At 71.5% G+C, this 23,992-nt stretch carries 24 protein-coding genes and 2 tRNA genes; 6 read left to right on the top strand and 20 right to left on the bottom strand.

Translation table 11 applies throughout. The features are described 5' to 3' along the window. Window positions 1–19: 19 nt before the first annotated feature. Complete coding sequence (gene clpX / locus DEJ16_RS00715; RefSeq protein ID WP_110823815.1) at window positions 20–1,300, bottom strand: ATP-dependent Clp protease ATP-binding subunit ClpX; 1,281 nt, start codon at window positions 1,298–1,300, stop codon at window positions 20–22. A gap of 185 nt (window positions 1,301–1,485) precedes the next feature. Between clpX and DEJ16_RS00720 the strand changes: the two genes are divergently transcribed. Next, on the top strand, window positions 1,486–2,238 hold the full coding sequence (locus DEJ16_RS00720; RefSeq protein WP_110823814.1) for a YcnI family protein: 753 nt from the start codon (window positions 1,486–1,488) through the stop codon (window positions 2,236–2,238). Window positions 2,239–2,297: 59 nt separating this feature from the next. Next, complete coding sequence (locus tag DEJ16_RS00725) at window positions 2,298–2,909, top strand: copper resistance CopC family protein (protein ID WP_258365727.1); 612 nt, start codon at window positions 2,298–2,300, stop codon at window positions 2,907–2,909. Window positions 2,910–2,975: 66 nt separating this feature from the next. Here DEJ16_RS00725 and DEJ16_RS00730 read toward each other — a convergent pair whose 3' ends face one another. The 5 genes from DEJ16_RS00730 to DEJ16_RS00750 form a co-directional block, all read right to left on the bottom strand. Then, window positions 2,976–3,635, bottom strand: coding sequence for an ATP-dependent Clp protease proteolytic subunit (locus tag DEJ16_RS00730; RefSeq protein ID WP_110823813.1), 660 nt, complete (start codon window positions 3,633–3,635; stop codon window positions 2,976–2,978). 26 nt (window positions 3,636–3,661) lie between these two features. Continuing rightward, window positions 3,662–4,291: an ATP-dependent Clp protease proteolytic subunit gene (locus DEJ16_RS00735; RefSeq protein WP_110823812.1), complete on the bottom strand. Its 630-nt coding sequence runs from the start codon at window positions 4,289–4,291 to the stop codon at window positions 3,662–3,664. A 180-nt stretch (window positions 4,292–4,471) separates the two neighbouring features. Then, complete coding sequence (tig, locus tag DEJ16_RS00740; protein WP_110823811.1) at window positions 4,472–5,815, bottom strand: trigger factor; 1,344 nt, start codon at window positions 5,813–5,815, stop codon at window positions 4,472–4,474. A gap of 36 nt (window positions 5,816–5,851) precedes the next feature. Continuing rightward, a tRNA-Pro gene (locus tag DEJ16_RS00745) sits at window positions 5,852–5,928 on the bottom strand. Between the two features lie 128 nt (window positions 5,929–6,056). Further along, window positions 6,057–6,320 carry a hypothetical protein gene (locus tag DEJ16_RS00750; RefSeq protein ID WP_110823810.1) on the bottom strand — a complete coding sequence of 88 codons (264 nt, stop codon included), beginning with the start codon at window positions 6,318–6,320 and terminating at the stop codon, window positions 6,057–6,059. A gap of 53 nt (window positions 6,321–6,373) precedes the next feature. Here DEJ16_RS00750 and DEJ16_RS00755 point away from each other — a divergent pair. Then, window positions 6,374–6,447, top strand: a tRNA-Gly gene (locus DEJ16_RS00755). A gap of 124 nt (window positions 6,448–6,571) precedes the next feature. Then, a complete protein-coding gene (locus DEJ16_RS00760) occupies window positions 6,572–7,297 on the top strand; it encodes a GDSL-type esterase/lipase family protein (RefSeq protein WP_110823809.1) in 726 nt (241 codons plus the stop codon). A 7-nt stretch (window positions 7,298–7,304) separates the two neighbouring features. Here DEJ16_RS00760 and DEJ16_RS00765 read toward each other — a convergent pair whose 3' ends face one another. From DEJ16_RS00765 to DEJ16_RS00775, 3 genes are read right to left on the bottom strand one after another with little or no spacing between them, the layout of a single operon-like run. After that, window positions 7,305–8,300: a D-alanine--D-alanine ligase gene (locus DEJ16_RS00765; protein ID WP_110823808.1), complete on the bottom strand. Its 996-nt coding sequence runs from the start codon at window positions 8,298–8,300 to the stop codon at window positions 7,305–7,307. Next, window positions 8,293–9,435 (bottom strand): alanine racemase, encoded by a 1,143-nt coding sequence (alr, locus tag DEJ16_RS00770; protein WP_110823807.1) that lies wholly within the window; start codon window positions 9,433–9,435, stop codon window positions 8,293–8,295. The genes DEJ16_RS00765 and alr overlap by 8 nt, the downstream gene beginning before the upstream one ends. Next, on the bottom strand, window positions 9,432–10,079 hold the full coding sequence (locus tag DEJ16_RS00775; RefSeq protein ID WP_110824011.1) for a M15 family metallopeptidase: 648 nt from the start codon (window positions 10,077–10,079) through the stop codon (window positions 9,432–9,434). Before DEJ16_RS00775 ends, alr begins: the two co-directional genes overlap by 4 nt. An 87-nt stretch (window positions 10,080–10,166) precedes the next feature. Here DEJ16_RS00775 and DEJ16_RS00780 point away from each other — a divergent pair, with 87 nt between their 5' ends. Continuing rightward, window positions 10,167–10,853 carry a response regulator transcription factor gene (locus DEJ16_RS00780; protein WP_110823806.1) on the top strand — a complete coding sequence of 229 codons (687 nt, stop codon included), beginning with the start codon at window positions 10,167–10,169 and terminating at the stop codon, window positions 10,851–10,853. Then, window positions 10,850–11,971, top strand: a complete 1,122-nt coding sequence (locus DEJ16_RS00785; protein ID WP_110823805.1) for a HAMP domain-containing sensor histidine kinase — start codon at window positions 10,850–10,852, stop codon at window positions 11,969–11,971. Before DEJ16_RS00780 ends, DEJ16_RS00785 begins: the two co-directional genes overlap by 4 nt. Before the next feature lie 18 nt (window positions 11,972–11,989). On the opposite strand, the gene DEJ16_RS00790 is transcribed toward DEJ16_RS00785, so the two are convergent. The 11 genes from DEJ16_RS00790 to DEJ16_RS00840 form a co-directional block, all read right to left on the bottom strand. Beyond that, window positions 11,990–12,304 (bottom strand): transcriptional regulator, encoded by a 315-nt coding sequence (locus tag DEJ16_RS00790; RefSeq protein WP_110823804.1) that lies wholly within the window; start codon window positions 12,302–12,304, stop codon window positions 11,990–11,992. Further along, entirely contained in the window at window positions 12,304–12,774 is a 471-nt protein-coding gene (locus DEJ16_RS00795; protein ID WP_110823803.1) for a hypothetical protein, read from the bottom strand. The genes DEJ16_RS00790 and DEJ16_RS00795 overlap by 1 nt, the downstream gene beginning before the upstream one ends. Window positions 12,775–12,807: 33 nt before the next feature. Next, on the bottom strand, window positions 12,808–13,347 hold the full coding sequence (locus DEJ16_RS00800) for a GNAT family N-acetyltransferase (RefSeq protein ID WP_110823802.1): 540 nt from the start codon (window positions 13,345–13,347) through the stop codon (window positions 12,808–12,810). Continuing rightward, window positions 13,344–13,886: a GNAT family N-acetyltransferase gene (locus tag DEJ16_RS00805; protein ID WP_110823801.1), complete on the bottom strand. Its 543-nt coding sequence runs from the start codon at window positions 13,884–13,886 to the stop codon at window positions 13,344–13,346. Before DEJ16_RS00805 ends, DEJ16_RS00800 begins: the two co-directional genes overlap by 4 nt. Before the next feature lie 60 nt (window positions 13,887–13,946). Continuing rightward, window positions 13,947–14,564 (bottom strand): hypothetical protein, encoded by a 618-nt coding sequence (locus DEJ16_RS00810; protein WP_110823800.1) that lies wholly within the window; start codon window positions 14,562–14,564, stop codon window positions 13,947–13,949. 92 nt (window positions 14,565–14,656) lie between these two features. Further along, window positions 14,657–15,040, bottom strand: coding sequence for a hypothetical protein (locus tag DEJ16_RS00815; RefSeq protein ID WP_110823799.1), 384 nt, complete (start codon window positions 15,038–15,040; stop codon window positions 14,657–14,659). Continuing rightward, a complete protein-coding gene (locus DEJ16_RS00820) occupies window positions 15,037–15,606 on the bottom strand; it encodes a TetR/AcrR family transcriptional regulator (protein WP_110823798.1) in 570 nt (189 codons plus the stop codon). The genes DEJ16_RS00815 and DEJ16_RS00820 overlap by 4 nt, the downstream gene beginning before the upstream one ends. Continuing rightward, a complete protein-coding gene (locus DEJ16_RS00825) occupies window positions 15,599–16,459 on the bottom strand; it encodes an alpha/beta fold hydrolase (protein WP_110823797.1) in 861 nt (286 codons plus the stop codon). The genes DEJ16_RS00820 and DEJ16_RS00825 overlap by 8 nt, the downstream gene beginning before the upstream one ends. 67 nt (window positions 16,460–16,526) lie before the next feature. Next, on the bottom strand, window positions 16,527–19,817 hold the full coding sequence (locus DEJ16_RS00830) for a GH92 family glycosyl hydrolase (protein ID WP_110823796.1): 3,291 nt from the start codon (window positions 19,815–19,817) through the stop codon (window positions 16,527–16,529). Window positions 19,818–19,832: 15 nt separating this feature from the next. Then, a complete protein-coding gene (locus tag DEJ16_RS00835; protein WP_110823795.1) occupies window positions 19,833–20,804 on the bottom strand; it encodes an endo-beta-N-acetylglucosaminidase H in 972 nt (323 codons plus the stop codon). A 124-nt stretch (window positions 20,805–20,928) separates the two neighbouring features. Next, window positions 20,929–23,964, bottom strand: coding sequence for a glycoside hydrolase family 38 C-terminal domain-containing protein (locus tag DEJ16_RS00840; RefSeq protein WP_110823794.1), 3,036 nt, complete (start codon window positions 23,962–23,964; stop codon window positions 20,929–20,931). Window positions 23,965–23,992 lie beyond the last annotated feature (28 nt).

The raw sequence follows: 23,992 nt of genomic DNA on the forward strand, positions 1-23,992 counted from the left end.
GCCGCTGCCGTCGCCGCCGCTACGCGGACTTCTCGACGCGCTTCGGCTGCGACCGCGGGACGATCGTCGGCGCGGCGTTCTCGAGCACGGTGGCCCGGTTGATGACCACGCGAGCGACGTCGTCGTCCGACGGGATGTCGAACATGATCGGCCCGAGGACCTCTTCCATGATCGCCCGGAGGCCGCGAGCACCCGTCTGCCGCAGGACGGCGAGGTCCGCGATGGCCTCGAGCGCACCCTGGTCGAACTCGAGCTCGACGCCGTCGATCTGGAACATGCGCTGGTACTGCCGGACGAGGGCGTTCTTCGGCTCGGTCAGGATCTGCATGAGCGCGGCCTGGTCGAGCTTCGACACCGTCGTGACGACGGGCAGGCGACCGATGAACTCCGGGATGAGCCCGAACTTGTGCAGGTCCTCCGGCAGGACGTCGGCGTACAGGTCCTGCTGGTCGAGCGGGCTGTGCAGCTGCGCGCCGAAGCCGATGCCGTGCTTGCCGACGCGCGAGGACACGATCTCCTCGAGCCCGGCGAACGCCCCGGCCACGATGAACAGGACGTTCGTCGTGTCGATCTGGATGAACTCCTGGTGCGGGTGCTTCCGGCCGCCCTGCGGCGGGACGGAGGCGACCGTGCCCTCGAGGATCTTGAGGAGCGCCTGCTGGACGCCCTCGCCGGAGACGTCGCGCGTGATCGAGGGGTTCTCGGCCTTCCGCGCGATCTTGTCGACCTCGTCGATGTAGATGATGCCGGTCTCGGCGCGCTTGACGTCGTAGTCGGCGGCCTGGATGAGCTTGAGGAGGATGTTCTCGACGTCCTCGCCCACGTAGCCGGCCTCGGTCAGAGCGGTGGCGTCCGCGACGGCGAACGGCACGTTGAGGCGCTTCGCGAGGGTCTGCGCCAGGTAGGTCTTGCCGCAGCCGGTCGGACCGATGAGCAGGATGTTCGACTTGGCGATCTCGACGTCGTCGCGGTCCTCGGCGGCGGTGATCTGCCCCTGCGCACGGACGCGCTTGTAGTGGTTGTAGACGGCCACCGCGAGGGCACGCTTGGCCGGGTCCTGCCCGATGACGTACTCCTGCAGGAAGTCGAAGATCTCGCGGGGCTTCGGCAGGTCGAACTCGCCGCTGCCGGTGTCCTCCCCCGCTTCGGCGAGGCGTTCCTCGATGATCTCGTTGCAGAGTTCGACGCATTCGTCACAGATGTAGACGCCGGGGCCGGCGATCAACTGCTGTACCTGCTTCTGGCTCTTCCCACAGAAGGAGCACTTCAGGAGGTCGGCGCTCTCTCCGATGCGTGCCATGCTCTCGGCCTTCCCTGGTCGACGCGCGCCGCCAGTGCGGTGCACGAGGTCGTCGTGGGACCGAGCCTAACCGCATCCGCCGACACAGCGCGGGACCCCCGGCCGCGTTCGCCCACGGCGTCGGCGGCCTGGTAGCGTGGTCGCCGTTGCTCTACAAGTTGTAGAGAACGGCTCCTGGAGGAACCATGCACAAGCGCCTCGCCACCGGCGGCGTCGCCACCCTCGGTGTCGCCGCCGCGATCGTCCTCGGCTCCGCGGCCGCTGCCAGCGCACACGTCGGCGCGGAAGCCACCTCGACGGCGGCGAACTCGTACACCACGGTGACGTTCTCCGTCCCGCACGGCTGCGACGGTTCCCCCACGACGAAGCTCCGGTTCCACGTCCCCGAGTCCGTCATCGAGGTCACGCCCACGGTCAACCCGAACTGGACGATCACGAAGGAGACCGAGCCGTACACGGCGCCCAGTGCCGCGGCGGACGAGGACGAGTCGGAAGCCGCGGCCGAGCGGGTCACGAGCGTCACCTACACCGCGAAGACCCCGCTCCCCGCCGACGAGCGCGACACCTTCGCGCTCTCCTTCGCCCTGCCGGACGGCAAGGCCGGCGACACCGTCGCGATGCCCGTCTCGCAGACCTGCGAGGAGGGCTCCACCGAGTGGGACCAGACGACCGAGGCCGGCAAGGCCGAGCCCGATCACCCGGCGCCCACGATCACGCTGACCGCGGCGGACACCGCAGAGGACGAGCACGCCCACGGCGCCACGGAGTCCACCGAGTCCGGCGAGTCGGCGGCGACCACCGCCTCCACTGCGTCCTCCACCGCTCCGGCGGACCCCGACCTGGTCGGCCGGTTCCTCGGCCTCGGTGGCCTGCTCCTCGGCGCCGTCGCGCTCGTCGTCTCGGTCGCCGCGTCACGCCGTCGCGGCAGCACGAAGTGACGTCGGGCACGCAGACGGCCTCGCGCCCGGCGGACGTGCGCGGTCGGGCCGGGAGGCTCGTGGCCGCGTCCGCCGCGGCGCTCGCGATCGCGGGCAGCGCGGTCCTCGGGCTCGCTGCCCCCGCCAGCGCGCACAACTACCTCGTCTCCGCCACCCCGGCGGCCGACAGCACCCTGACCGAGCTGCCAGAGTCGTTCGCGATCACCACGAACGACCGCCTGCTCGACATCGGCGACACCGACTCCGGGTTCGCCTTCCGCGTGGTCGGCCCGGACGGGGAGTACTTCGAGGACGGCTGCGTCGACGTGGACGGTCCGACGATGACCACCGCCGCCGCACTCGGCGACTCCGGGGAGTACACCGTCGAGTGGCAGATCATCTCCGCGGACGGGCACACGGTCTCGGACTCGTACGACTTCACGTGGGACGCGCCCGCCGGGTTCTCCCCCGCAGCGGGCTCCACGGAACCGCCGACGTGTGCCGCGGACGCGGGCGGGTCGTCAGCGGCCGCGAGCACGACGGGCACCGAGTCCGGCACGACGTCGTCCACCGCGTCCGACGCCCTGTGGATCGGCGCGGGCGGCCTCGTCGTCGTGGCTGCGGCGGTCGCCGTGCTCCTGCTCGTCCGTCGTCGCCCGGCGCCTGCCGCCGACGACCCCGACGAGGGCTGACCCGGACCACCCCGGACACGACGACGGCCCCGTACCGATCCGGTACGGGGCCGTCGTCGTGTCGCGCTACTTGACGAGCGCCGGCAGGTTCTTGCGGCTGGTGAGGACCTGGTCGATCAGGCCGTACTCCACCGCTTCCTGCGCGGACATGATCTTGTCGCGCTCGATGTCGTGGTTGATCTGCTCCGGCGTCTTGTTGGAGTGCTTCGACAGCGTCTCCTCGAGCCAGGTGCGCATGCGGAGGATCTCCGCCGCCTGGATCTCGATGTCGGACGCCTGGCCGCCACCCTGCTGGACAGCGGGCTGGTGGATGAGCACGCGGGCGTTCGGGAGCGCCAGGCGCTTGCCCGGGGTCCCGCCGGCGAGGAGCACCGACGCGGCCGATGCGGCCTGACCGAGGCAGACCGTCTGGATCTGCGGGCGGATGTACTGCATCGTGTCGTAGATCGCCGTCATCGCGGTGAACGAGCCACCGGGCGAGTTGATGTACATCACGATGTCGCGGTCCGGGTCCATCGACTCGAGCACGAGCAGCTGGGCCATGACGTCGTCAGCCGACGCGTCGTCGACCTGCACGCCGAGGAACACGATGCGGTCCTCGAACAGCTTCGCGTACGGGTCCTGCCGCTTGTAGCCGTAGGCCGTGCGCTCTTCGAAGCTCGGGAGGATGTACCGGTCGGTGGGAGCCGGGACGTTCTGCGCGCCACCGAGCATGGGGAGATGCATTCTCGTTTCCTTTTCTTCGGTGGGGATCAGGACTGGGCGTCGGGCTCGGCGGCCGGCGTGGGGGTCTCGCCGTCGCTGACGGTGCCACCACCACCGACGACCTCGGCGGACGAGGCGCGCAGGTGGTCGACGAAGCCGTACTCGAGGGCTTCCTGTGCCGAGAACCAGTTGTCGCGGTCGTTGTCCTTGAGGATCTGCTCGATGGACTTGCCGGTCTGCTCAGCCGTGAGCTCGGCCATCCGCTGCTTCATGTCGAGGATGACCTTCGCCTGCGTCTGGATGTCGGCGGCGGTACCACCGAAGCCACCGGACGGCTGGTGCAGGAGCACGCGCGCGTTCGGCGTGATGTAGCGCTTGCCGGGCGTGCCGGACGAGAGCAGGAACTGCCCCATCGACGCGGCGAGACCGATGCCCACCGTGACGATGTCGTTCGGCACGAACTGCATCGTGTCGTAGATCGCCATGCCGGCGGTGATCGAGCCACCGGGCGAGTTGATGTAGAGGTAGATGTCCTTCTCAGGGTCCTCGGCGGCGAGGAGCAGCAGCTTGGCTGCGATCTCGTTCGAGTTGTCGTCGCGGACCTCGGAGCCGAGCCACACGATCCGGTCTCTCAGAAGGCGGTCAAAAACACTGGGGTTCAGTGTTGCTTCGGCCATGGAAAAGCTCCCGTTCAGTTGTCGCTTGTTGTCGAACTTATCGGTTGCAACGCACGTGGTCTCGTGTGTTCGCTGTCGGCGGTCAGGCAGACCGGGAACACGGTCGGAACGTGCGGGAACACGAACGGGAGGCACGGTGCCAGCTGGCACCGTGCCTCCCGTTCGTGAGGATGGTCGCGACTACTTCGCGTCGGCCTCGGCCGACTCGTCGTCGGTCTCGTCCGCGTCGACGTCGTCGCCCTGGGCGACACCCGCGGTGAACGCGGAGAGGTCGACCGGGTTGCCGGCCGTGTCCTTCACGGTGACCTTCGACAGGACCGTCGCGACGGCCTTCGAGCGGGCGACCTCGCCGACCATGCCGGGGATCTGACCGTTCTGGTCGATCACCTTGATGAACTCGGCGGGCTCCATGCCGTACTGGGCAGCGGCCTGGATGAGGTACTGCGTGAGCTCCTCCTGCGAGACCTGGATCTGCTCCTTCTCGGCGATGGAGTCGAGCAGGATCTGCGAGCGGAACGCCTTCTCGCTGGACTCGGCGACCTCCTTGCGGTGCTCGTCGTCCTCGAGACGGTTCTCCTGCTCGAGGTGACGGTGCACCTCGTCCTCGATGAGCTTCTCCGAGATCGGGATCTCGACCGACTCGAGGAGCTGCTCGACGAGCTTGTCGCGAGCGGCAGCGCCCTGGCCGAAGGTCTTCGACTTGGCGATCTGCTCCTTGAGGTCGACCTTGAGCTCGTCGAGCGTGTCGAACTGGCTGGCGATCTGGGCGAACTCGTCGTCAGCCTCGGGGAGCTCGCGCTCCTTGACGGCGGTGACGGTCACGGCGATCTGGGCGGTCTCGCCCTCGCGGTCGCCACCGACGAGCTTCGACTCGAAGGTGGTGGACTCGCCGGCGGTGAGCGACTCGAGCGCCTCGTCGATGCCCTCGAGCAGGTCGCCCGAGCCGATCTCGTAGGAGACGCCGGTGGCCGAGTCGACCTCGTCGTCACCGATGGTGGCGGTGAGATCGAGCTGCGCGAAGTCGCCGACCTTGGCCGGACGGTCCACGGTCACGAGCGTGCCGAAGCGCGTGCGGAGGTTCTGCAGTTCCTCGTCGATCTCCTCGTCAGAGACCTCGACCGCGTCGACCTCGATCTCCATGGAGCCGTAGTCGGGCAGGTCGAACTCGGGACGCACGTCCACCTCGAAGGTGAGGACGAGGTCGCCGGAGAAGTCCTTGACGTTCGGGAGCTCGGCGACGTCGGCCTCGGCACGGCCGAGGATGCGCAGCTCCTGCTCGTCCACCGCCTGGCGGTAGAAGGTGTCGATGGCGTCACCGACGGCGTGGTTCAGGACCTCGCCGCGGCCGACACGCTGGTCGACGATCGCCGGCGGGACCTTGCCCTTGCGGAAGCCGGGGATGTTGATCTGCTCGGCGATGTGCTTGTACGCGTGGTCGATGCTCGGCTTGAGATCTTCCGGCGTCACGTTCACGGTGAGCTTGACGCGGGTGTCGCTCACCTTGTCGACGGTGCTGGTGGCCAAGGGATGTTCTCCTGTTGGTTGACGTTCGATGTGACCTGGTCGGGGCGACAGGATTTGAACCTGCGACCTCCCGCTCCCAAAGCGGGCGCTCTACCAAGCTGAGCTACGCCCCGGTACGAGGGCCAGGATCGTCGTGTGCGCCTGTTGACGCGCGGGCAGGACGAGTCCGGCCCCACGACCTCGATGAGTCTAGCGGGCTCGCGATGCGCGATCCCCGGCAGGACCCTCGGTTGTGGGGAAGTCAGTCGTCCGCGGACTTCCGGAGGCCCTGCCGCCAGCGCACCCCGACGATGACCTGGACGGCCAGCGCGGCGACCCCGAGCAGCAGACCGACCACGATCCGCCACACGTGCAGCAGCGCGTGCCACGGCTGCGCCTGCGGGTCGCCGAGCAGTTCCGGGCGCAGGGACAGCACCACCGCGGCGACCGCGACGAGCACGTACGAGAGCACCCGGGAGCGCTTGATCGTGCGCTGCGACGACTCGTCCGGCGGCGGCAGGATCATGGCGGTGTCGTTCGTCCGGTATGGTGGTGGGGTCGCGACTCGTGCGCGATCGCGGGGATGTAGCTCAATGGTAGAGCCCCAGTCTTCCAAACTGGCTACGCGGGTTCGATTCCCGTCATCCCCTCCACAGAACCGTGTCGCGCGGCGCTGTACCCCGATGGTCCACATTCCCGAGGACTAGCGTGGTGCTGGCCGGAAGGACGTCGACGCGCGGCGCACCCGCTGCCGCAGGGATCGACGGCGGCGCACCCATGTCACGAGTCCGCACGGCCGTCCGATCCGCCGTCACGCTGCCGGCACGCGTCGGCCGGTTCAGCGAGTTCCTCTTCCGTCGTTCCGACGCAGCGTGGGACGTGTACCCGGACGACCCCGCGGAGGGAACGGTCGTCGGATCGGACGTCACACGGGTCCTGTTCCTCGGCGAGCGCGGGGAGCTCTCCCTCGGCGTGCGCACCCACGAGCTGTCCCTGCCGGCGTTCTTCGCCCGGCACAGCACCGCACGGCGTGGCCGCGGGACGTCGTGGTCCATCGCGAGCGCCCCGTCGTCGAGCGTGCGGGACCTGCCGACCGTGGTGGACGGACACCGCGAGCACCTGCGTGGCTGTGAGCTCGTCGTCGTCATGGTCGGCATCACGGACGCCCTCCGGGTGATGTCGCCGCTCACCTGGGAACGGCACCTCAGCGACACCCTCACCGCGCTCCTCGACGCGCTCCCGCCCGGAGCCCGGGTCCTCGTCGGAGCGATCCCGCCCCTCGACAACGCGGGGAGCCTGTCCCGGCCCGCTCGGATCGCCGCAGGAGCGCACGGGCGGGAGCTCAACCGCCGGTCGTGCGCGGTGGCGGCGGACCACGCACGGGTCGACGTGGTGGACTTCCCCGAGGAACTGACACGGTCGGTCTGGCGCCCGGAAGCGGAGGAACACCGCTACCGGGACACCTACGACGTGTGGGGCGCGCACCTGGCCGACCACGCCTGACGCTCCGTCACGTCACCGGTGCGGCGCCCCTCCCCGCGGCGTCCCCGGTCAGCGCGGCGTCGACGAGCTCCGCGACGAGGTCCTGGTACGACAGGCCGACCGCGGCGTACATGCGCGGCACCTGCGACTGCTCGGTGAACCCCGGGGTGGTGTTCACCTCGTTCAGCACGATGCCGTCCGCCGTGACGAAGAAGTCGAACCGCGCCACCCCGGAACACCCGAGCGCCGCGTAGAGGACCCGTGCCGCCCGGTCGACAGCGGCGTGCTCGGCCGGTGTGACCCGTGCCGGGACGGTGAACTCCGCGGTGCCGTCGTACTTGCGGTCGCGGTCGAACACCCCGTCCTCGGCCACACCGATCTCGAGCGTCGCCCCCGCGCGCAGCAGCCCGTCGCGGTCGCGGAACAGGGCGATGTCGACCTCGCGCCCGGTGACGAAGGACTCGACGAGCACCTCCTCCCCCGCTGCCCGGGCGGCCTCGACCGCGGCACGGTACTCCGCGCCGGTCGCGACCCGGGTCACGCCGTTGCTCGACCCTCCTGTCGTGGGTTTCACCACGAGTGGCGGCTCGAGCGGAGACTCCCCCACGGCGTCGCCGGGCCGGACGAGGACCGCGGGGGCGGTGGTGACGCCCGCGGCCTCCGCGAGCAACTTGGTCGCCCACTTGTCCATCGCGAGGGCGCCGGCCCGGACCGGTGAGCCGACGAAGGGAACACCGAGCATCCTGAGCAGGCCCGCGACGGCGCCGTCCTCCCCGTCGACACCGTGCAGCAGCGGCAGGGCGACGTCGCACCCCGTGAGGTGACGGACCGCGTCGGAGGTGGGCAGGGCCTCCCGTCCGATGCCGTGCCAACGGCCGTCCCGGCTGATGGTCAGGGCGACGACCTCGTCGCCGTTCGCGCGGACCGCGCGGACCGCGGCGGCGGCGGACGCGAGTGAGACCTCGTGCTCGTCGCTGCGACCGCCGCCGATGACCGCGATCCGTCTCCTGGCGGGCTCACGCATGCTGTTCCTCCGGTGTCGTGCCGACGCGCGTGGTCCGCTGGACCCGCGCGACACGGCTGCCGATGTTCGTCACGATCTCGTGCGGGATGGTCGAGGCCCAGCCGGCCCACTCCGCAACCGTCGGCTCGCCGTCCTCCCCAGGACCGAACACGGTCGCCACCGCGCCGGGCGGGACGTCCTCGCCGCCGGTGTCGACGACGAGCATGTCCATCGAGAACCGGCCGACGACGGGGCGTCGACGACCGGCGAGCAGGACCTCGGCGCGGTGGCCGGCCGCGCGGGGCAGACCGTCGCCGTAGCCGAGCGGGAGGAGCGCGAGGGTGGTGTCGCGGGGCGCGGCGTACTCGTGGCCGTAGCCGACGCCGGATCCGGCCCGGACCGCGCGGGTGGCGACGACCCGGGTCCGCAGCGTGAGCGCGGGTCGGAGGACGTCGGTGGTCCCGGACGGGTCGATGCCGAACAGTCCGGCGCCGATCCGGGAGACGCCGTACCCGTCGCCGACCCCGGTGAGGGTCGCGGCCGTCGCGGCGAGGTGTGCAACCGCGGGACTGAGCGCGCGACGCCGTGCGGTCCGGAGCGCAGACGCGAACACCAGGCGCTCGCGGACGTTCTGCGGGTCGTCGGGGCGATCGGCGCAGGACATGTGGCCCATGACGCCGACCACTCGGACGTCGCCGACTCCCTCGGCCTCGCGGGCGAGGGCGCACAGTGCGGGCCAGTCGGCGGGCGGACACCCGTCGCGGGCCATGCCGACGTCGACGTACAGGTGCACGCGGGCACGGCGACCGACGGCGTGCGCGGCGCGGGCGACGGCGTGCAGCACGGCAGCGTCTGCCACGGCGAGGTCGACGTCCGCGAGCACCGCCGTGGCGAAGTCGGCGTCGACGGGGTTGAGCCAGCTGAGCACGGGGACGTCGACGCCCTCGCTCCGGACGGCGAGTGCCTCGGCCATCGAGGTCACCCCGATGGACCGTGCCCCGGCTCCGACCACGGCCCGGGCGACGGGACCGTGCCCGAAGGCGTCGGCCTTGAGCACGGCCATGAGTCGCCCGCCGGTCCGTTCGGCGAAGAACGCGGTGTTCGCGCGGACGGCGTCCTTGTGGACGACGAGCTCCGACACGGGACGGCCGGTCATGGCTGCATCCGCGGGTCCTGCGTCGGGTCGACGAACATCTGCGGGCACCCCGATGCGGGTGCCTCCGGTCGGAGCTCGAAGTGCCAGCCCTCGTTGGCGTAGATCTGGCACAAGCCGTGGGCAGCCCCGTGGTCGGACAGCCACGTCGCCGCGTCCCACGAGCCGATGTCCACCGCGTCGCCCCGGACGTGCGCCGACGTGGTCGGGGTCGCCACCCAGCGGGCTGCCTCACCGATCGAGCCGTACTCGTCGACCGCGTCCCGCAGGAGCTTCTCCTGGTACGCGGCCGAACGCCAACCGCTGTTGAGGACGAAGGTGACGTCGTCGCCGGCGGCGTCCCGTGCCGCGTCCCGGACGGCGGCGAGGAGCGCGGGGTCGAGCCGGGTCACGGCGGGGAGCGTGTCGTCGAACACCGAGGCGTCGGACGGCGTCTCGCCACCGGCCCGGCCCGTCGCCGACGAAACGGACACGCCGTTCCCGGCGCCCGGGCTCGCGGAGGCCGTCGACCGGACCGCGCAGCCCGCCAGAAGCACGGTGAGCACGAGCAGGACGACGAGGGTGAGCCCCGGCGCGAGGACCGGACGGCGACGACGGACCGGGCGCTCGGGACGCGGTGGACGGGGGCGGCTGACGGGGAAGGACATGTGGACGATGCTCGAGCGCTCCGTGTTGCCACCGCGTATGCGTTCCCGCATACGCTCCCGATACCCCCGTGCTCGTACGATCGACCCGTGCGCGTGTTGATCCTCGAGGACGAGCCGTTGCTGGCCGAGGCGGTCCGCGACGGGCTCCGGCTCGAGGCGATCGCGAGCGACGTGGCGGGTGACGGTGACACGGCACTCGAACTGCTCGGCCTCAACACGTACGACGTCGCGGTGCTCGACCGGGACGTGCCCGGGCCGTCCGGGGACGAGGTCGCCGCGCACCTGGTGGCCTCCGGCAGCGGCACGCCGATCCTCATGCTGACCGCCGCCGACCGGTTCGACGACAAGGCATCCGGGTTCGCGGTCGGCGCGGACGACTACCTGACGAAGCCGTTCGACCTCCGCGAACTCGTGCTGCGAATTCGTGCGCTGGCCCGCCGTCGCACACCTCATCGTCCGCCGGTCCTGGAGTTCGGCGGCCTGCGCATCGACCCGTTCCGTCGCGAGGTGGTCAGGGACGGTCACTTCGTCGCGCTCACCCGGAAGCAGTTCGCGGTGCTCGAGGTCCTGGTCGCCGCCGCGGGCGGCGTCGTCAGCGCTGAGGACCTGCTCGAACGCGCGTGGGACGAGAACGCCGACCCCTTCACGAACGCCGTCCGCATCACCGTGTCCACGCTGCGGAAGCGGCTCGGCGAGCCGGAGGTCATCGTGACGGTCCCCGGCGTCGGGTACCGGATCGCCGCCTCCGCGGCCGAGGAGGCCCGCCCATCGTGACGAGACCCGCCGGCACGAGCGTGCGCGTGCGGCTCACGCTCAGCTACGCGGCGGTCGTCGTCGTGACCGGCGTCGTCCTGCTCGGCATCGTCTGGCTGTTCCTGCTGCGCTACGTCCCCGCCGAGCAGATCTCCCTGCAGTCGGGCTCCGTCCCGAACCGGACCGACCTCGTGCGCGCCTTCGTCCCGCGCGCGCTCACCGCGCTCGTCGTCCTGCTCGTGGCGGGCCTCCTGGGCGGGTGGGTGCTCGCCGGTCGGGTGCTCGCGCCGCTCACCCGGTTGCGGACCGCCGCCAGGCTCGTCGGGACCGGGTCCTTCGCACACCGGGTCCGCCTGCCCGGCCGCGACGACGAGTTCCGGCAGCTGGCGGACGCGTTCGACACGATGCTCGACCGCCTCGAGGCGCACGTCGAGGCGCAGGAACGCTTCGCGGCGAACGCCTCGCACGAACTCCGCACGCCGCTGGCGATCACGCGGACCGTGCTCGAAGTGGCCGGGGACGATCCCGATCACGACCATCGGGCACTCGTCGCCAAACTGCTGTCGGTGAACGCCCGCGCGGTGGACCTGACCGAGGCGTTGCTCGTCCTCGGCCAATCCGGACGACGGCCGTCCGCCCGGGAACCGGTCGACCTGTCCCTCGCGGCCGAGGAAGCCACCGAGACGCTGCTCCCGCTCGCCGAGGCACGTGGCATCGTCCTCGAGGTGACGGGCACGACCGCCCACGCGCTCGGGGTCCCGGCCCTCCTGCTGCAACTCGTCACGAACCTGGTCCACAACGCGATCGTGCACAACGTCGAACCGACGGCAGCCGGAGAACCCCGTCTCGTCCGTGTGGCTACGGCGACCGAGGTCCTCGCCGGTGGCTCGGTGGCGACCCTCGTGGTGGAGAACACCGGGCCGGTGCTCGCGCCTGCGATCGTCGCGACCCTGACCGAGCCGTTCCAACGCGGGACCGCCCGGGTGCACCAGGACCAGGCCGGCGCCGGGCTCGGTCTGGCGATCGTGGACGCCGTCGTCCGCGCCCACGAGGGGTCGCTCCGCCTGGACCCGCGCGAGGGCGGCGGGCTCGTCGTCACCGTTCGACTGCCGGGCGCGGGGACTCCCCCGACCCGGTAGGCGCGGGACGGGCCCGACTCAGCCCAGCAGCAACCGCAGGGCGGCGACGTGCGCCCGGTACGCGCGCCGACCCTCCGGGGTGAGGGCGAGCCACGTCTTGACACGGCCGTTGCCGGTGGGTTTGCTCACCGTGACGTAGCCGGCCGACTGCAGCACCTTCACCTGTTTGCTCGTCACCGAGTCACTCACACCGAGTGCGTCACGGACGACCGAGAACTCGGCTTCGTCCAGCGGGTCGAGGAAGGCGCAGATCTGCAGACGGTTCGGGGCATGCACGACCTCGTCGAAGGTCGGAGAGGCGCCGCTCGCCGGCTCGTCGAGCGGGGAGGCCATCAGGACGCCACCACGTGGCCGCTGCGCAACTCCGACCGCAAGCGCGCGTCGAACCGCCGCCCGAGAGCGACGATCAGGACGAACAGGACCGCGGCACCCGCCCACACCGGCCAGAGGAGGCCCGTGGCGGCATGGACGACCATGGCGGTCACCACCACGACGACGGCCGACACCCCCATCGCCACCGCCCATCGGGTAGCGGCGCCTGCCCGGTGTCCGGAGACCCAGACACCGGTCCGGCGACGGTAGACGGAGACGAGGGCGCCGAGTCCGACGAAGAAGGCGATGAGGACGCTCATCCGGACGACTGTGCCGCCGAGCGTGTAGCCGACGAGGTAGGCGGCGGTCAGCAGCCCGAGCGTCGGGTGGTACCACCAGGGCGTCACGAGGCGGTCGGCGACGGAGGCGCGGGTGGCTTCGACGGCAGCGAGCGCTTCACGGGCTCGGGCCAGGTCGTGCTCGTTTTCCATGTCGGCAAGTCAATCATTTGCCAGCTTGGAAAGTCAACGGATCGGCGCCACTGGCGGATCATCGCGGAGGCGTTGGAACATGAGGTGGTCCTGCCACCGGCCTGCGATCTCGAGGTACCGCGGCGCCAGGCCGTACTGCAGGAAGCCGTTGCGGGCCAGGACCCGCTGCGAGGCGGTGTTGTGGACCAGTGTCTCGGCCTGGACCCGGTGGAGGGCGAGCTCGTCGAACGCGTGGCCGAGCGCCGCCGCCACAGCCCGGGTGGCCAGCCCGCGTCCGGTTCGGTCCTCCGACAGCCAGTACCCCATCGCGCACGACCGGAAGGGTCCCCGCACGATGCCGCTCAACGTCAGCCGGCCAGCGACCCCGCCGTCGTCATCGAGGATCACGAACGGAGCGGCTTCGCCCCGCTGATGTCGGTCGAGCACGAGCGCGATGTCCGAGCGCTGGCCCTCGACGGTTTCGTGGCCGTCGGCCCGGAGCGGGCTCCACGGTGCCAGGAACTCCCGGTTGCGGACGAGCAGGTCAGCCAGCGCCGGGCTGTCCTCCGACGTGACCAGGCGGATCGGGCTCAACGGGGGCTGCTTCCCGGACGGCCGACCTGTCCGAGTGCTCGGACCATCTCCAGCGTCACGCCGTCGGTGAAGCCCACCGGTCGAGTCCGGCCCGTCTCGACGAACCCGTGGCGGGAGTAGAAGCGCCGCGCCGGCGTCCCGTGCTCGTACACGTACGACCTGAGGTGGTCCGCGCGGCGGCCCGCCCAGTCCACGATGCCCCCGAGCAGGGCGTCGGCGACGCCGTGCGTCCGGCCGCGGAACGCCGGCGACACGAAGACGCCGGTCAGGACCGGGTCGGAACCGTCCTCGTCCCCGATCTGGGCGCTCATCATCCCGATCCACCGGCCGGACAGGTCGTCGACCGCGGCGATGCTGGTCGTGTCGATCCCCTGGCCGCGCCGAGCGCGGAGACGCCAGTCGTCCTCCGTCATGCCGCGGGTCGTCTCGAGGGTCGCCCCGTACGAGATCGGGTTGTCGGTCGCGTTCTCGATCCGGAGCTCGCGGACCAGTGGCCAGTCGTCCTCGACGGTCCGGCGGATGGTGAACGCGGTGCCCATGCGAGCGACGGTACCGGTGCCGCCGCCACCTCACGAGCCGCTCGTTGCGCGCGCGCCGCTTCAGTCGGTGACGTCGAGGGGGATCTCCGGCTCGCGGAGCGGTAGGCCCAACTCCCGCGCGGTCTTGACGTACGCCCGGTAGACCGCCGCGTACCGCTCCCGTGCCCGATCAGCCTGCTCCTGCATGAAGGGGCGCTCGACGTACGTCTCGTACCCGATCGTCCGACGTCGGTCGGCCTCGGTCGTGACGGCGACGCTCCACCGCCACACGTCGGCTGGGCTGGCGTCCGCCGGCGCTGCGGCGAGCACCACGGCCGGGACGGGCACGACAGCCCTGGCGGCGCTCCGCGGTCCGCCCGAGGTGACCACGAACGCGGTCCCGATGCAGACCCAGACCCCGATGATCGCCCCACCCGCTCCGAACGTCGTCGCGCGGAGGGACGGGCCCGCCACCAGGACGCCGATCCCGAGACCCACCGCCGCCGCCAGTGCGACGGTCGCGACTGCGAGCAGCGTCCGTCTCCACACCGCTCGTCGTGCTCGTCGGCGCACGGCAACGGGGTCGTACCGCTCCCGCCACCGCCGCAACGTCGTGACACCGGGGCCGTCGCGGTCCACGTACACCTCCCCGTCGGGAGCGACGAAGACGCCCGAGCCGGGCGAGCGTGGGTCGATCACAGACCCAGCGTCCCATCACTCGTCACCGGGCGTGCGGAAGTCCGGTGGCCCAACGAGGGGCCTCCGCCAGCCGGCCCATTCATGGAGGAGGGTCAGGAGACCGCAGGCCGCGGCGTCCGCCGCCACGCCAGCAGCGACCGCCACCGGGGCACTTCGGTGACCACGACGGTTCCGCACAGTGCGGTGACGACGACGGCCAGCCAGGACGGCCAGATCACCCACGCGGCGACGGTCGCGCCGACGAGGTGCGCCAGGACCGACACGATCGTGACGATGCCGTGCGACGCGATCGGTGCATCGCCTCCCGGCCTGTCACCGGGCGTCGAGAACACGGCGGGCGGGACGAGCAGCAGGAGCACGGCCCCGATCGCGAGCGGGATCGAGTGCGGCCAGAGTACCCACGGTACGGCCACCCAGGCGACGAGTTCCGCGCCGGCGCGGAGGCCGCCGCGGACGGGGTCGTGTCCGACGCTCATCGTGGGCCGGCGCGCAGGCCGCGGTCGAGGAAGTCGATCATCCAGGCGAAGCTCTCGTCGACGTCGGTCCCCATCTGGAATCCGTCGGAGACCTCGAGCGTCGCGAAGCCGTGCAGCACGCTGCGGAGCATCCGGAGCGCGTGGACCTCGTCCGCCGGGTCGAGGCCGTAGTCGCGGAGGACGGCGGAGAACGACGACAGCGTCCGGTCGAGTGCGAGGGTGAGCGGGTCGTCAGCGTCCGCGGGACGGGCACCGGTCGTGGCCGCGTAGCGACCGGGGTGCTCACGCACGTACCGGCGGACCGCACCGGCGGCGGCGGCCAGGGCGTCCCTCCCGGCCCGCCCCTGCGTCGCGTCCCGCAGCGCTTCGCTGAGTTCCGCGACCGCGACGACCGCGATCCGTCGGGTGAGGTCGGTGAGACCGTCGACGTGCTTGTAGAGCGACGGCGCCTTGACGCCGAGCCGTTCTGCGACGGTGCTCATGCTCACCTGCGCGAGCCCGTTCTCGTCGGCGAGCGCGGCGGCGGCCTCGGTGACGACCGTCGCGTCGAGTCCGGCCCTAGGCACGATCGCCCCCGATCGGCAGCGCGGCGAGGGTGCGGCCGAGAAACGGGAGCAGGAGCGCCAGGACCTCGGCCGGGGTCTCGGTGTGCGGGTAGTGCCCGGCTCCCTCGATCACGGCGAGCTCGCCGAGACCGGACGGCAGGTCGGCGAGGACCCGGCGTCCCTCGGCGGCGGGGTCGGCCCAGTCCGGGTCGGCGCTGCCCTCGATGACGAGGACCGGGCAGCGGACGTCGGCGAGCCGGGCGCCGGCGTCGGTCGGCGAGGTCTTCGTCATGGCGCGGAGGACGGCCATGCGCTCGGGCTGCCGGAGCGTGTCCTCGATACGGCGACGCTCGTCCGTCCAGTCGGCGGGCTTGGTGGGCACGGCGATGTCGAGGTAGGCGAGCCAACCCGGCAGGCTGCCGGTCGTCATGACCGTGAGGAGTCGGAACGTCCCGGCACGGTGCTGGTTGCGGTTGCGGAGGAACCCGCCGAGGTCGAACGACTGTGCGCGGGTGAAGGGAGCCAGCTCGACGATGCCGGCGACGACGTCGGGTGCGTCCGCGGCCGCGATGGTCGCGGCACCGCCGCTGATCGACTGCCCGACGATGACGGCGGGGCCGCCGAGGTGCCGCACGACGGCCACGAGGTCCGCGGCGATGTCGGCGCGCTCGTAGCCGGACCAGCCGGTGCTCGAGTCCCCGCAGCCGCGGATGTCGACGTTCGCGACCCGGTAGCCGGCGGCGACGAGCTCCGGGACGAGGAACCGGTACGAGTGGCGGCTGTCACCCATGCCGTGTGCGAGGACGACGAGCGGACCGGTGCCGCTGACGTCGACGGCGATGGTGCCGCCGTCGAGTTCGATGTGTTCGAGCATGAGCGCCTCCTGGCTACGAGTGTTAGCCATAAGCTAATCCCCGTAGCCAGGACGTGTCAACACCCGGTCAGGACGGACTCCCGTCGGCGGCGATGCACTGCAGCTGCGTCAGCGTGACGGGCGTCACGGCCTCGAACGAGAGCGTCCCCGCGCTGACCCCGCCGGCGAACGGGAACACCCGTGTCTGCCCGGCCCACACGAACTCCTCGTCCTGCGCGTCGAGCTGATGGACCACGCGCTCGTCGGCGTCCCGCAGCACGATCCGCCACGATGCCGTCCCCGCCGCGGCCGCGGTCACCGTGACGAGCGATGCCGCCGCGACCGTGACCGGCACCACGACGCTCTCCCCCGCGGCGAGTGCCACCTGGGTCAGCCCGGTGTCGTCCGTGAGCGGTGAGGCCCCGACCGGCAGGACGTCGTCCGGGGTGTCCCGGTACCCGTGCTGCTCGGACGCCGAGGTCGGGCGCGTGTCCGCAGCCCACCCGACCGGCGTCTCCGACAGCGCGACGACGATCCGCGACGCCCCGACCACCACCGCGTGCGGGATGCTGATGGACCCCCACGGCTCGTCGTCGACCGTGACGGCGCCGATGAACCGGCCGGTACCGGTGGTCTCGATGACGGTGGGCGAACCACTCCCCGGCGGACGCAGCACCGTCCGCCGGACCGACGGCGGCACGAGCACGTAGGTGCCGGTCGACGGCGCCAACGGGTACAGCCCGATCGTCGCGAACACGTACCAGGCGCTCATCTCGCCGTTGTCCTCGTCGCCGGGGTACCCCTGGCCGAGGTCGGAGCCGACGAACAGCCGGTCGAGGCACTCGCGGACGATGCGGTGTGCGTCGTCGTGCCGGCCGGTGAACATGGGGAAGAACGGGATGTGGTGCGCGGGCTGGTTCGACAGTCCGAGCATGCCCATGCGGATGTCGCGGGCCTCGGTCATCTCGTGGATCGCGAACCCGTACGAGCCGGAGCGATCGGTGCCGCCCGTCTCGCGGCGCTCGGAGAAGCGGGCGAACGCCTCGTCGAACGCCGTCGGGCCGCCGTGCAGGTCGACGATGCCGGCACCGTCGTGCGGGGCGGTGAACATCGTGCCCCACGCGTTCGTCTCGGTGTAGTCGCTCCCCCACACGTCGGGGTCGAAGCCGCCGTCGGGGTCGGAGTCGTCCCGCCACGAACCGTCCGGTGCGCGACCGATGAAGAACCCGCGCTCCCGGTCGAAGACGTTCTGGTACTGCAGCGACCGACGGGCGAACCACTCGTGCTCGGCCCGGTACCGTGCTTCTCCGGCCGCGTCTCCGGCAGCCGCGGCACGCTCCGCCATCACCCGCGCCAGGACGGCGACACCCCAGTCGTTGATGGCCGCGTCGAGCGTCCACGACATCCCCTCGCCGGTCGCCGTGTCGACGTACCCGCGGAACAGGCCCGGGAGGCTCCCCTTCCGTCCGACCCGTCGGTCGCGCGCGGGGACGGTCGCGTTCCGCACCGCCGACCGGTAGGCCTGCTCGACGTCGAACCCGTCGACGCCCTTGGCCACGAGGTCGGCGAAGACCGTGTCGCTCGTGGTGCCGGTCATGACGTCCTCGGCGCCGGGGGCACTCCAGCGCGGGGTCCAGCCGCCGTCGGTGAAGTGTCCGACGACGCCATCGGCGAGGTCGGCCGCCGTGTCCGGGGTGAGGAGCGCGAGCAGCGGCCAGGCAGTGCGGTAGGTGTCCCAGAACCCGTTCGTCGTGGTGAGCGGCCCGTCGACGACCTCGGGACCGGGCTCGTCCCGGATCGGCTCGGACAGGACGTCGCCGTACGGGGAACGGTGGCGCGGTGTCCCGTCCAGGGCGGTCTCCCCCGCGAGCGTCGGGTAGAGGAACACCCGGTACAGCCCGGAGTACAGCGAGACGAGCTGGTCGTCGGTGGCACCCTCGACCTGGAGCACGTCGAGTTCGGCGACCCACCGGTCCTCGGCCTGCTCGCGCATCGCGGTGAAGTCGCCCGCTGCACGCAGGTTCGCGACGGCGTCCTCGGCGGAGACGGTGGAGATGCCGAGCAGCACGTCGGTGTCCCCGGTGACCTCGACCCACCCGCGGAGCTCCCCGTCGACGACGGTGGTGTGCTCGGCGACCGCGTTGATGATCCGGACGTGGACGTGGTGCGGCGGGGTCTCGGGGCGGTCGTCGAGCAGGGCGTCGACGACCACCGCACCGTCCTCGAGCCGGACCGAACACGAGCGGAGCACCCCGTGATGGTCGAGCACGACGCTGCGGACACCGGTGAACCGCCAGGCCAGGGCGAACTCCCCCGCGGTCATCTCCGCGGTGACGCCCTCGTCGAGGCCGACCCGGTACCGGTGTGGTCCGTCGAGCTCGTCGACGTGGTCGAACCCGAGCGCGCGGGCGGTCCGGTCGACGTCGGGCTCGGCGAGCGGGGAGGGCATGACCTGGAACACCCCGCGGTCGGCCATCCACGGCGAGGGCAGGTGGCTCGTCGCGAACGCCTGGATCGCCGGGCGGTTGTCGCTCGGGCGGTTGTGCTCCTGGTAGGCGTACGGCCACCGGCTGTCGGACGCGTTCGTCATCGGCAGGCCGAACACCCCGCCGTGCGGGAGTCCGACGAGCGGGGCGTTGTTCCCGCGCGAGAACGTGCCCGACGAGTGCGTGCCCCGGGTGGTGCGGACGGAGTCGAGCGGGCGACCGCCGGGAGGCACGGCACCGGTCCCGGGGCCGGCCGGCTCGATCCGGACGTCGTCGAGCCAACCGCGCACGGTGCGGCCGGATGCGGCCGACGCCGCGTCTGCGGCCGGCCCGGCGTCGGCCCGGACCGCCCTGTCCACCGCCGGATCCGGCCCGTCACCGGACGGGAGCCCGTCTGCACGGCCGAGTCGGGCCTCCAGGCGGTCCACGACCTTGCCGGCGACCGCCGACAGGTCGACTCTCCGCCGGTTCCACTGGTCGACCCACTGCTTGCGGGCGTCGTCCTGCGCCTCCGGTGTGACGGCGTCCCCGTACTGGTCGCGGGCGAGAGCGTCACCGACGCCGTCACTGAGCCGGGTGCCGTCGGTGAAGACGACGTCGAGTGCGAACGCCGTGGCGGCCCAGAACCGGTCGAGGTCCGAGACCCCCGGTTCGGTCTGCCCCTCGGGCAGCGACCGCTCCGGGAACCAGACCCAGGTCAGGACGTCGGTGGGCCCGACCTCCCGTCCGGCGAACCCGGGGACGACCTGCACGGTCCCCCTCGGGTCGGTCTGTTCGATCAGGGTCGCCTGCTGGGCGACCAACCCGACTCCGTTCCGGGCCGCGACCGCGGTCACGGGACCGGTGTTCGTCGGGCTGTCGGTGGTCGGGCCGCCACGGCGCTCGTCACTCATGGATCGGTCGTTCCCCTACTGGTAGACGGCGGACTGACCGTAGAGCACCTGCGTGAACTGCGACACGTAGGGGCTGACGTCACCGTCCGGCAGGTTGTAGGTCATGAAGACGCCGTACCCGTCTGCCTTGGTGCGCTCGGCGAGCGTGACGGCCAGGTCCACCGGGGTGTTCTGGATGTCGATCGCCGCGGCCGAGAGCTTCGACTTCGGCACGCCGGGGATGCTCGGCGCCGTGTAGGTGCCGTAGTAGGGGTTCCAGGCGTAGTCGAGCTTCTTGCCGATCGACGGCTTCTCGTGCTGCAGCGACGTCGACGACGGGCCGATGTCGTAGAACGAGATGATCTTGCCGGGCATGTCCGCTCGGAGCGCCGAGATGAGCCAGCCGATCGACTGGTCGTTCGGCTGCGGGGTGCCGTCCACGCCGTAGTCCGAGTACTCGTCGTCGAGGTCGACGCCGTCCAGCCCGTACTTCTCGACGGTCGCCGACACCTGCGCCGCGAAGTCCCGCGCGTCCGCCTTCGACGTGAAGTTGGCCAGGCCCGTGCCCTGGTGGTTGCCGAGCACCGAGAGCGTGACCTTGATGCCCTTGGCCTGCAGCGGGCGGATCTGGGTCGCCGCCTGGTCGAGCGTGCGCTGCACGTTCTCGTTGGCGTACAGGACCGCGTCGCCGTCCGCGTCACGGTTGATGTTCGCCGCGAAGATGATCGCCACGTCGAACGCGTTGGCGCCGTTCTCGAGCGTGTACCGGCCGACGTTCCGGAGCTCGTCGTTGTTCACCTCGACGTAGGCGATGCTCGTCGGCCCGGACTTCGTCGGGGCGGTGTGCCCCGGGCGGCCGTGGCCGTGGCCGTGGCCGTGTCCCTGGCCGTGGCCGTGTGCTGCCGCTGCCGGCCCGCCCGGTGCTGCCGACGCGGCGGCGGGCACCATCGGCGCCGCCACCATGGCGACCAACGCCGCCACGATCCCGATCTTCATGGTCTTCTGCATGACACTCCTCTTCGAGTGGTGTCCGCGGCGACGAGGTGCCGCCGTGGTCCACGACCGGTCCGGCCGTGGGACCCGCCGCCGGGACACCCGAAGTCCCGGCGGCGGGGGTCTCAGTGGGCCGCCGTCAGCGCTCCTCGCTCGTGCGCGGGAAGCGGAAGGTGCGGACCTCGAAGGCGTCGACCGCGAAGGCCGCCACCCCGTCGGTGACCGCGGCGACGCCGGGCAGCGCCGGGTCCGTCTCCTCGAGCAGCGTGACCTCGACCGGCTCGCCGAACGGCCCGTCGACCGCCAGGCCCCCGGTCCCGCGTCGGCCCGCCGGCTCGTACACGCGGACGACCAGGTCACCCGAGCGGTCGTCGGCGAGCTTGACGGCCGAGACCACGACGCCACCGGAGGCCTGGACGAGCGAGTCGAAGCCGTGCGCGCCGGCGATCCGTCGGACGGACGTGTTCATGACCGTGCCCGCAGCGGTCGCCCCGACGACGTCGGTCCCGATCACCAGGCCGTACCGGTGCGTCTGCACGCCCTGGTCCGTCTCGGGGTCGGGGAACCGCGGTGCGCGGAGCAGCGAGAGCCGGACCGTCGTCGTGACGTGCCCGTCGACCGCGTCGCGCGTGACGTCGAACCCGTGGATCGAGTCGTTGACGAGCGCCACGCCGAACCCGGGCTCCTCGACGAGCACGTACCGGTGCATGGACGTCTCGAACTTCGCGGCCTCCCACGAGGTGTTCGTGTGTGTCACCCGCTTCTGCGCGCCGAACTGCGTCTCCGCGATGGTGTGCTCGGCACGGACGTCGAGCGGGAACGCGACCTTGAGGAACTTCTCGGTCTCGTGCCAGTCCGTGACCTGGTCGAACTCGAGCGTCCGGGTGCCGGGCGCGAGCGTGATCTCCTGCGTGAGCGTCGACTCGCTGAACGAGCGCGACACCGAGACGCGGGCGGTCCCGTCCTCGTCGACCGAGCCGCGCAGGGCGGTCACGTCGACCAGGTCGTCGACGCGGTTCCGGTAGTACCGGTCGACGTCCCACGCGTCCCACATGTTCGGGAAGTCCTGGTGCAGCTGGAGCAGGTTCGCGACCTGGCCCGGTGCGATCGCGTCGCGACCGGTGGCCAGGTCGACGGCGCTCGTGACGAGTCCGCGGCCGTCGACGACGACGCGGACCAGGTCGTTCGTGAGCACGAAGCCGCCGTCGGCCTCCTCGAGGCGGACCGGGGTGGTCGCCTCCAGGTCGGTCGTCAGGATCGCGCTCTGCGCGAGGGCGCCGCCGTGGAGGCTCGGGGCCGGGTTGACGACGACCGTCGCGTCCCCGTCGCCGGCGAGCGCCGACAGGGCGGCGGCGATGAGGGCCTCCAGGCGGGCCGCGATCTCCGCGTACCGCTCGACGGCCTCACGGTGCACCCACGCGATCGAGGTGCCCGGCAGGATGTCGTGGAACTGCTGGAGGAGGACCTGCTGCCAGAGCGCGTCGAGCTCGTCGTACGGGTAGGCGAAGTCGGTGCGGGCAGCGGCCGTGGCGCACCACAGCTCGGCCTCGACGAGCAGGTGCTCGCTCCGCCGGTTGCCCTGCTTCGTCTGGTGCTGGCTCGTCAGCGTGGCGCGGTGCAGCTCGAGGTAGAGCTCGCCGACCCACACGGGCGGGTTCCCCAGCTCGCTCTTGGCCCGGTCGAAGAACGCGTCCGGGTGCTCCCACGTGACGCGGGCGCTGCCCTCGAGGTCCGCCAGACGTGCCGCCACGCCGGTCATCTCGCGGGTGGTGCCGCCGCCGCCGTCACCCCAGCCGACCGGCGCGATCGACCCGGAGGCGAGCCGGTTCTCCCGGAACTGCCGGGCGGCCTTCGCGACCTCGGAGCCGGACAGCCGCGAGTTGTACGTGTCCATCGACGGGAAGTGCGAGAACACCCGCGACCCGTCGATGCCCTCCCACAGGAACGTGTGGTGCGGGAACTTGTTCACCTGGTTCCACGAGATCTTCTGCGTGAAGAACCACTCGAAGCCCGCGCGACGCATGAGCTGCGGGAGCGCCGGCGAGTAGCCGAAGCTGTCCGGCAGCCAGACGCCCTTCGGTCGGATGCCGAACTCGCGCTCGAAGAACCGCTGGCCCTGGGAGAACTGCCGGACGATGCTCTCGCCCGTCGGCATCACCGTGTCGGACTCGACCCACATCCCGCCGAGGGGCAGGAACCGGCCGGCGGCGACGGCGTCCTTGACCTTCGCGTAGACCTCGGGCCGGTGCTCCTTGATCCAGGCGTACTGCTGCGCGCTCGACATGCCGTAGAGGAAGTCGTCCGTCTGGCCGATGAGCTCGGTCATGCTCGACGTGGTGCGGGCGACCTTGCGGATCGTCTCGCGCACCGGCCAGAGCCAGGCGGAGTCGATGTGGGCGTGGCCGACGGCGGAGATCCGGTGCGCGGAGGCCTCGGCGGGTGCGGCGAGCACCTCGGCGAGCGCCGCACGGGCGTCGGGGGCGGTCTCCGGGATGTGCTGCAGGTCGAGGGTGTCGAGGGCGTCGTCGAGCGCCTGGAGGATCCGCATGCGCCGGGGGCCCTGCGGCAGCTCCTCCTGCAGTTCGAGCAGGACGTCGATGTCGAGCGCGAGCTCGTGCACCTCGGCGGCGAACACGGCGAGGTCCATCCGGCGGCTCGTGTACAGCCGCTTCGGGGACGACGTCCGGACGTCGCCCTCCTGCGTGACGAGGAAGGGGTGGTAGTCGAGCAGCACCGGGTTGGACGCTGCCTCGACGAAGAACTCGACGGTCTCGCCGCCGACGGCTGATTCCGTGATGAGCACCCACTGGTTGCGGGGGTTGAGCGACTTCACCGGGGTGCCGTCGGACAGGTAGACGAGCCCCTCGCACTGGAAGCCGGGCATGTTCTTGTCGAAGCCGAGGTCGACGAGCGCCTCGACCCGCTGGCCGGCCCACTCCGCGGGGACGGTGCCCGACAGGCGGAACCAGGTGGTCCCCCACGCGGCACCCCACGGAGTGCCTACCTCGTACGGTTCGAAGTCGAGCGTCAGGCCCTCCGCGGGGGCGATCGGCTCACCGGGCAGCTCGTGCCAGGCGGTGTCGAGCGGGACGGCGGTGGCGTGCACCTCGGGCAGGATGCGCTCGTCGAGGACACGGCGTGCGCGGCCGATGGTGAGCGGGATGTCGTCGTGCATGGGTCCTCCGGGACGGCGGTGTCCGTCC

The sequence above is a fragment of the Curtobacterium sp. MCJR17_055 genome (assembly GCF_003224335.1).
Classification (GTDB): Bacteria; Actinomycetota; Actinomycetes; order Actinomycetales; family Microbacteriaceae; genus Curtobacterium.

Excerpts from the sequence above, each read along its gene's own strand:
- DEJ16_RS00805 (WP_110823801.1), bottom strand. The coding sequence starts at position 13,886 with ATGGGCACCGCGTTCACCATCCGCCGGACCGTCGAGGACGACTGGCCA.
- DEJ16_RS00825 (WP_110823797.1), bottom strand. The coding sequence starts at position 16,459 with ATGCTCGAACACATCGAACTCGACGGCGGCACCATCGCCGTCGACGTC.
- DEJ16_RS00835 (WP_110823795.1), bottom strand. The coding sequence starts at position 20,804 with ATGCAGAAGACCATGAAGATCGGGATCGTGGCGGCGTTGGTCGCCATG.
- DEJ16_RS00830 (WP_110823796.1), bottom strand. The coding sequence starts at position 19,817 with ATGAGTGACGAGCGCCGTGGCGGCCCGACCACCGACAGCCCGACGAAC.
- DEJ16_RS00735 (WP_110823812.1), bottom strand. The coding sequence starts at position 4,291 with ATGGCCGAAGCAACACTGAACCCCAGTGTTTTTGACCGCCTTCTGAGA.
- DEJ16_RS00790 (WP_110823804.1), bottom strand. The coding sequence starts at position 12,304 with ATGGCCTCCCCGCTCGACGAGCCGGCGAGCGGCGCCTCTCCGACCTTC.
- alr (WP_110823807.1), bottom strand. The coding sequence starts at position 9,435 with ATGACCGGCCGTCCCGTGTCGGAGCTCGTCGTCCACAAGGACGCCGTC.
- DEJ16_RS00730 (WP_110823813.1), bottom strand. The coding sequence starts at position 3,635 with ATGCATCTCCCCATGCTCGGTGGCGCGCAGAACGTCCCGGCTCCCACC.
- DEJ16_RS00840 (WP_110823794.1), bottom strand. The coding sequence starts at position 23,964 with ATGCACGACGACATCCCGCTCACCATCGGCCGCGCACGCCGTGTCCTC.
- DEJ16_RS00765 (WP_110823808.1), bottom strand. The coding sequence starts at position 8,300 with ATGCGTGAGCCCGCCAGGAGACGGATCGCGGTCATCGGCGGCGGTCGC.
- DEJ16_RS00720 (WP_110823814.1), top strand. The coding sequence starts at position 1,486 with ATGCACAAGCGCCTCGCCACCGGCGGCGTCGCCACCCTCGGTGTCGCC.
- DEJ16_RS00775 (WP_110824011.1), bottom strand. The coding sequence starts at position 10,079 with ATGTCCTTCCCCGTCAGCCGCCCCCGTCCACCGCGTCCCGAGCGCCCG.
- DEJ16_RS00795 (WP_110823803.1), bottom strand. The coding sequence starts at position 12,774 with ATGGAAAACGAGCACGACCTGGCCCGAGCCCGTGAAGCGCTCGCTGCC.
- DEJ16_RS00760 (WP_110823809.1), top strand. The coding sequence starts at position 6,572 with ATGTCACGAGTCCGCACGGCCGTCCGATCCGCCGTCACGCTGCCGGCA.
- DEJ16_RS00750 (WP_110823810.1), bottom strand. The coding sequence starts at position 6,320 with ATGATCCTGCCGCCGCCGGACGAGTCGTCGCAGCGCACGATCAAGCGC.
- clpX (WP_110823815.1), bottom strand. The coding sequence starts at position 1,300 with ATGGCACGCATCGGAGAGAGCGCCGACCTCCTGAAGTGCTCCTTCTGT.
- DEJ16_RS00815 (WP_110823799.1), bottom strand. The coding sequence starts at position 15,040 with ATGAGCGTCGGACACGACCCCGTCCGCGGCGGCCTCCGCGCCGGCGCG.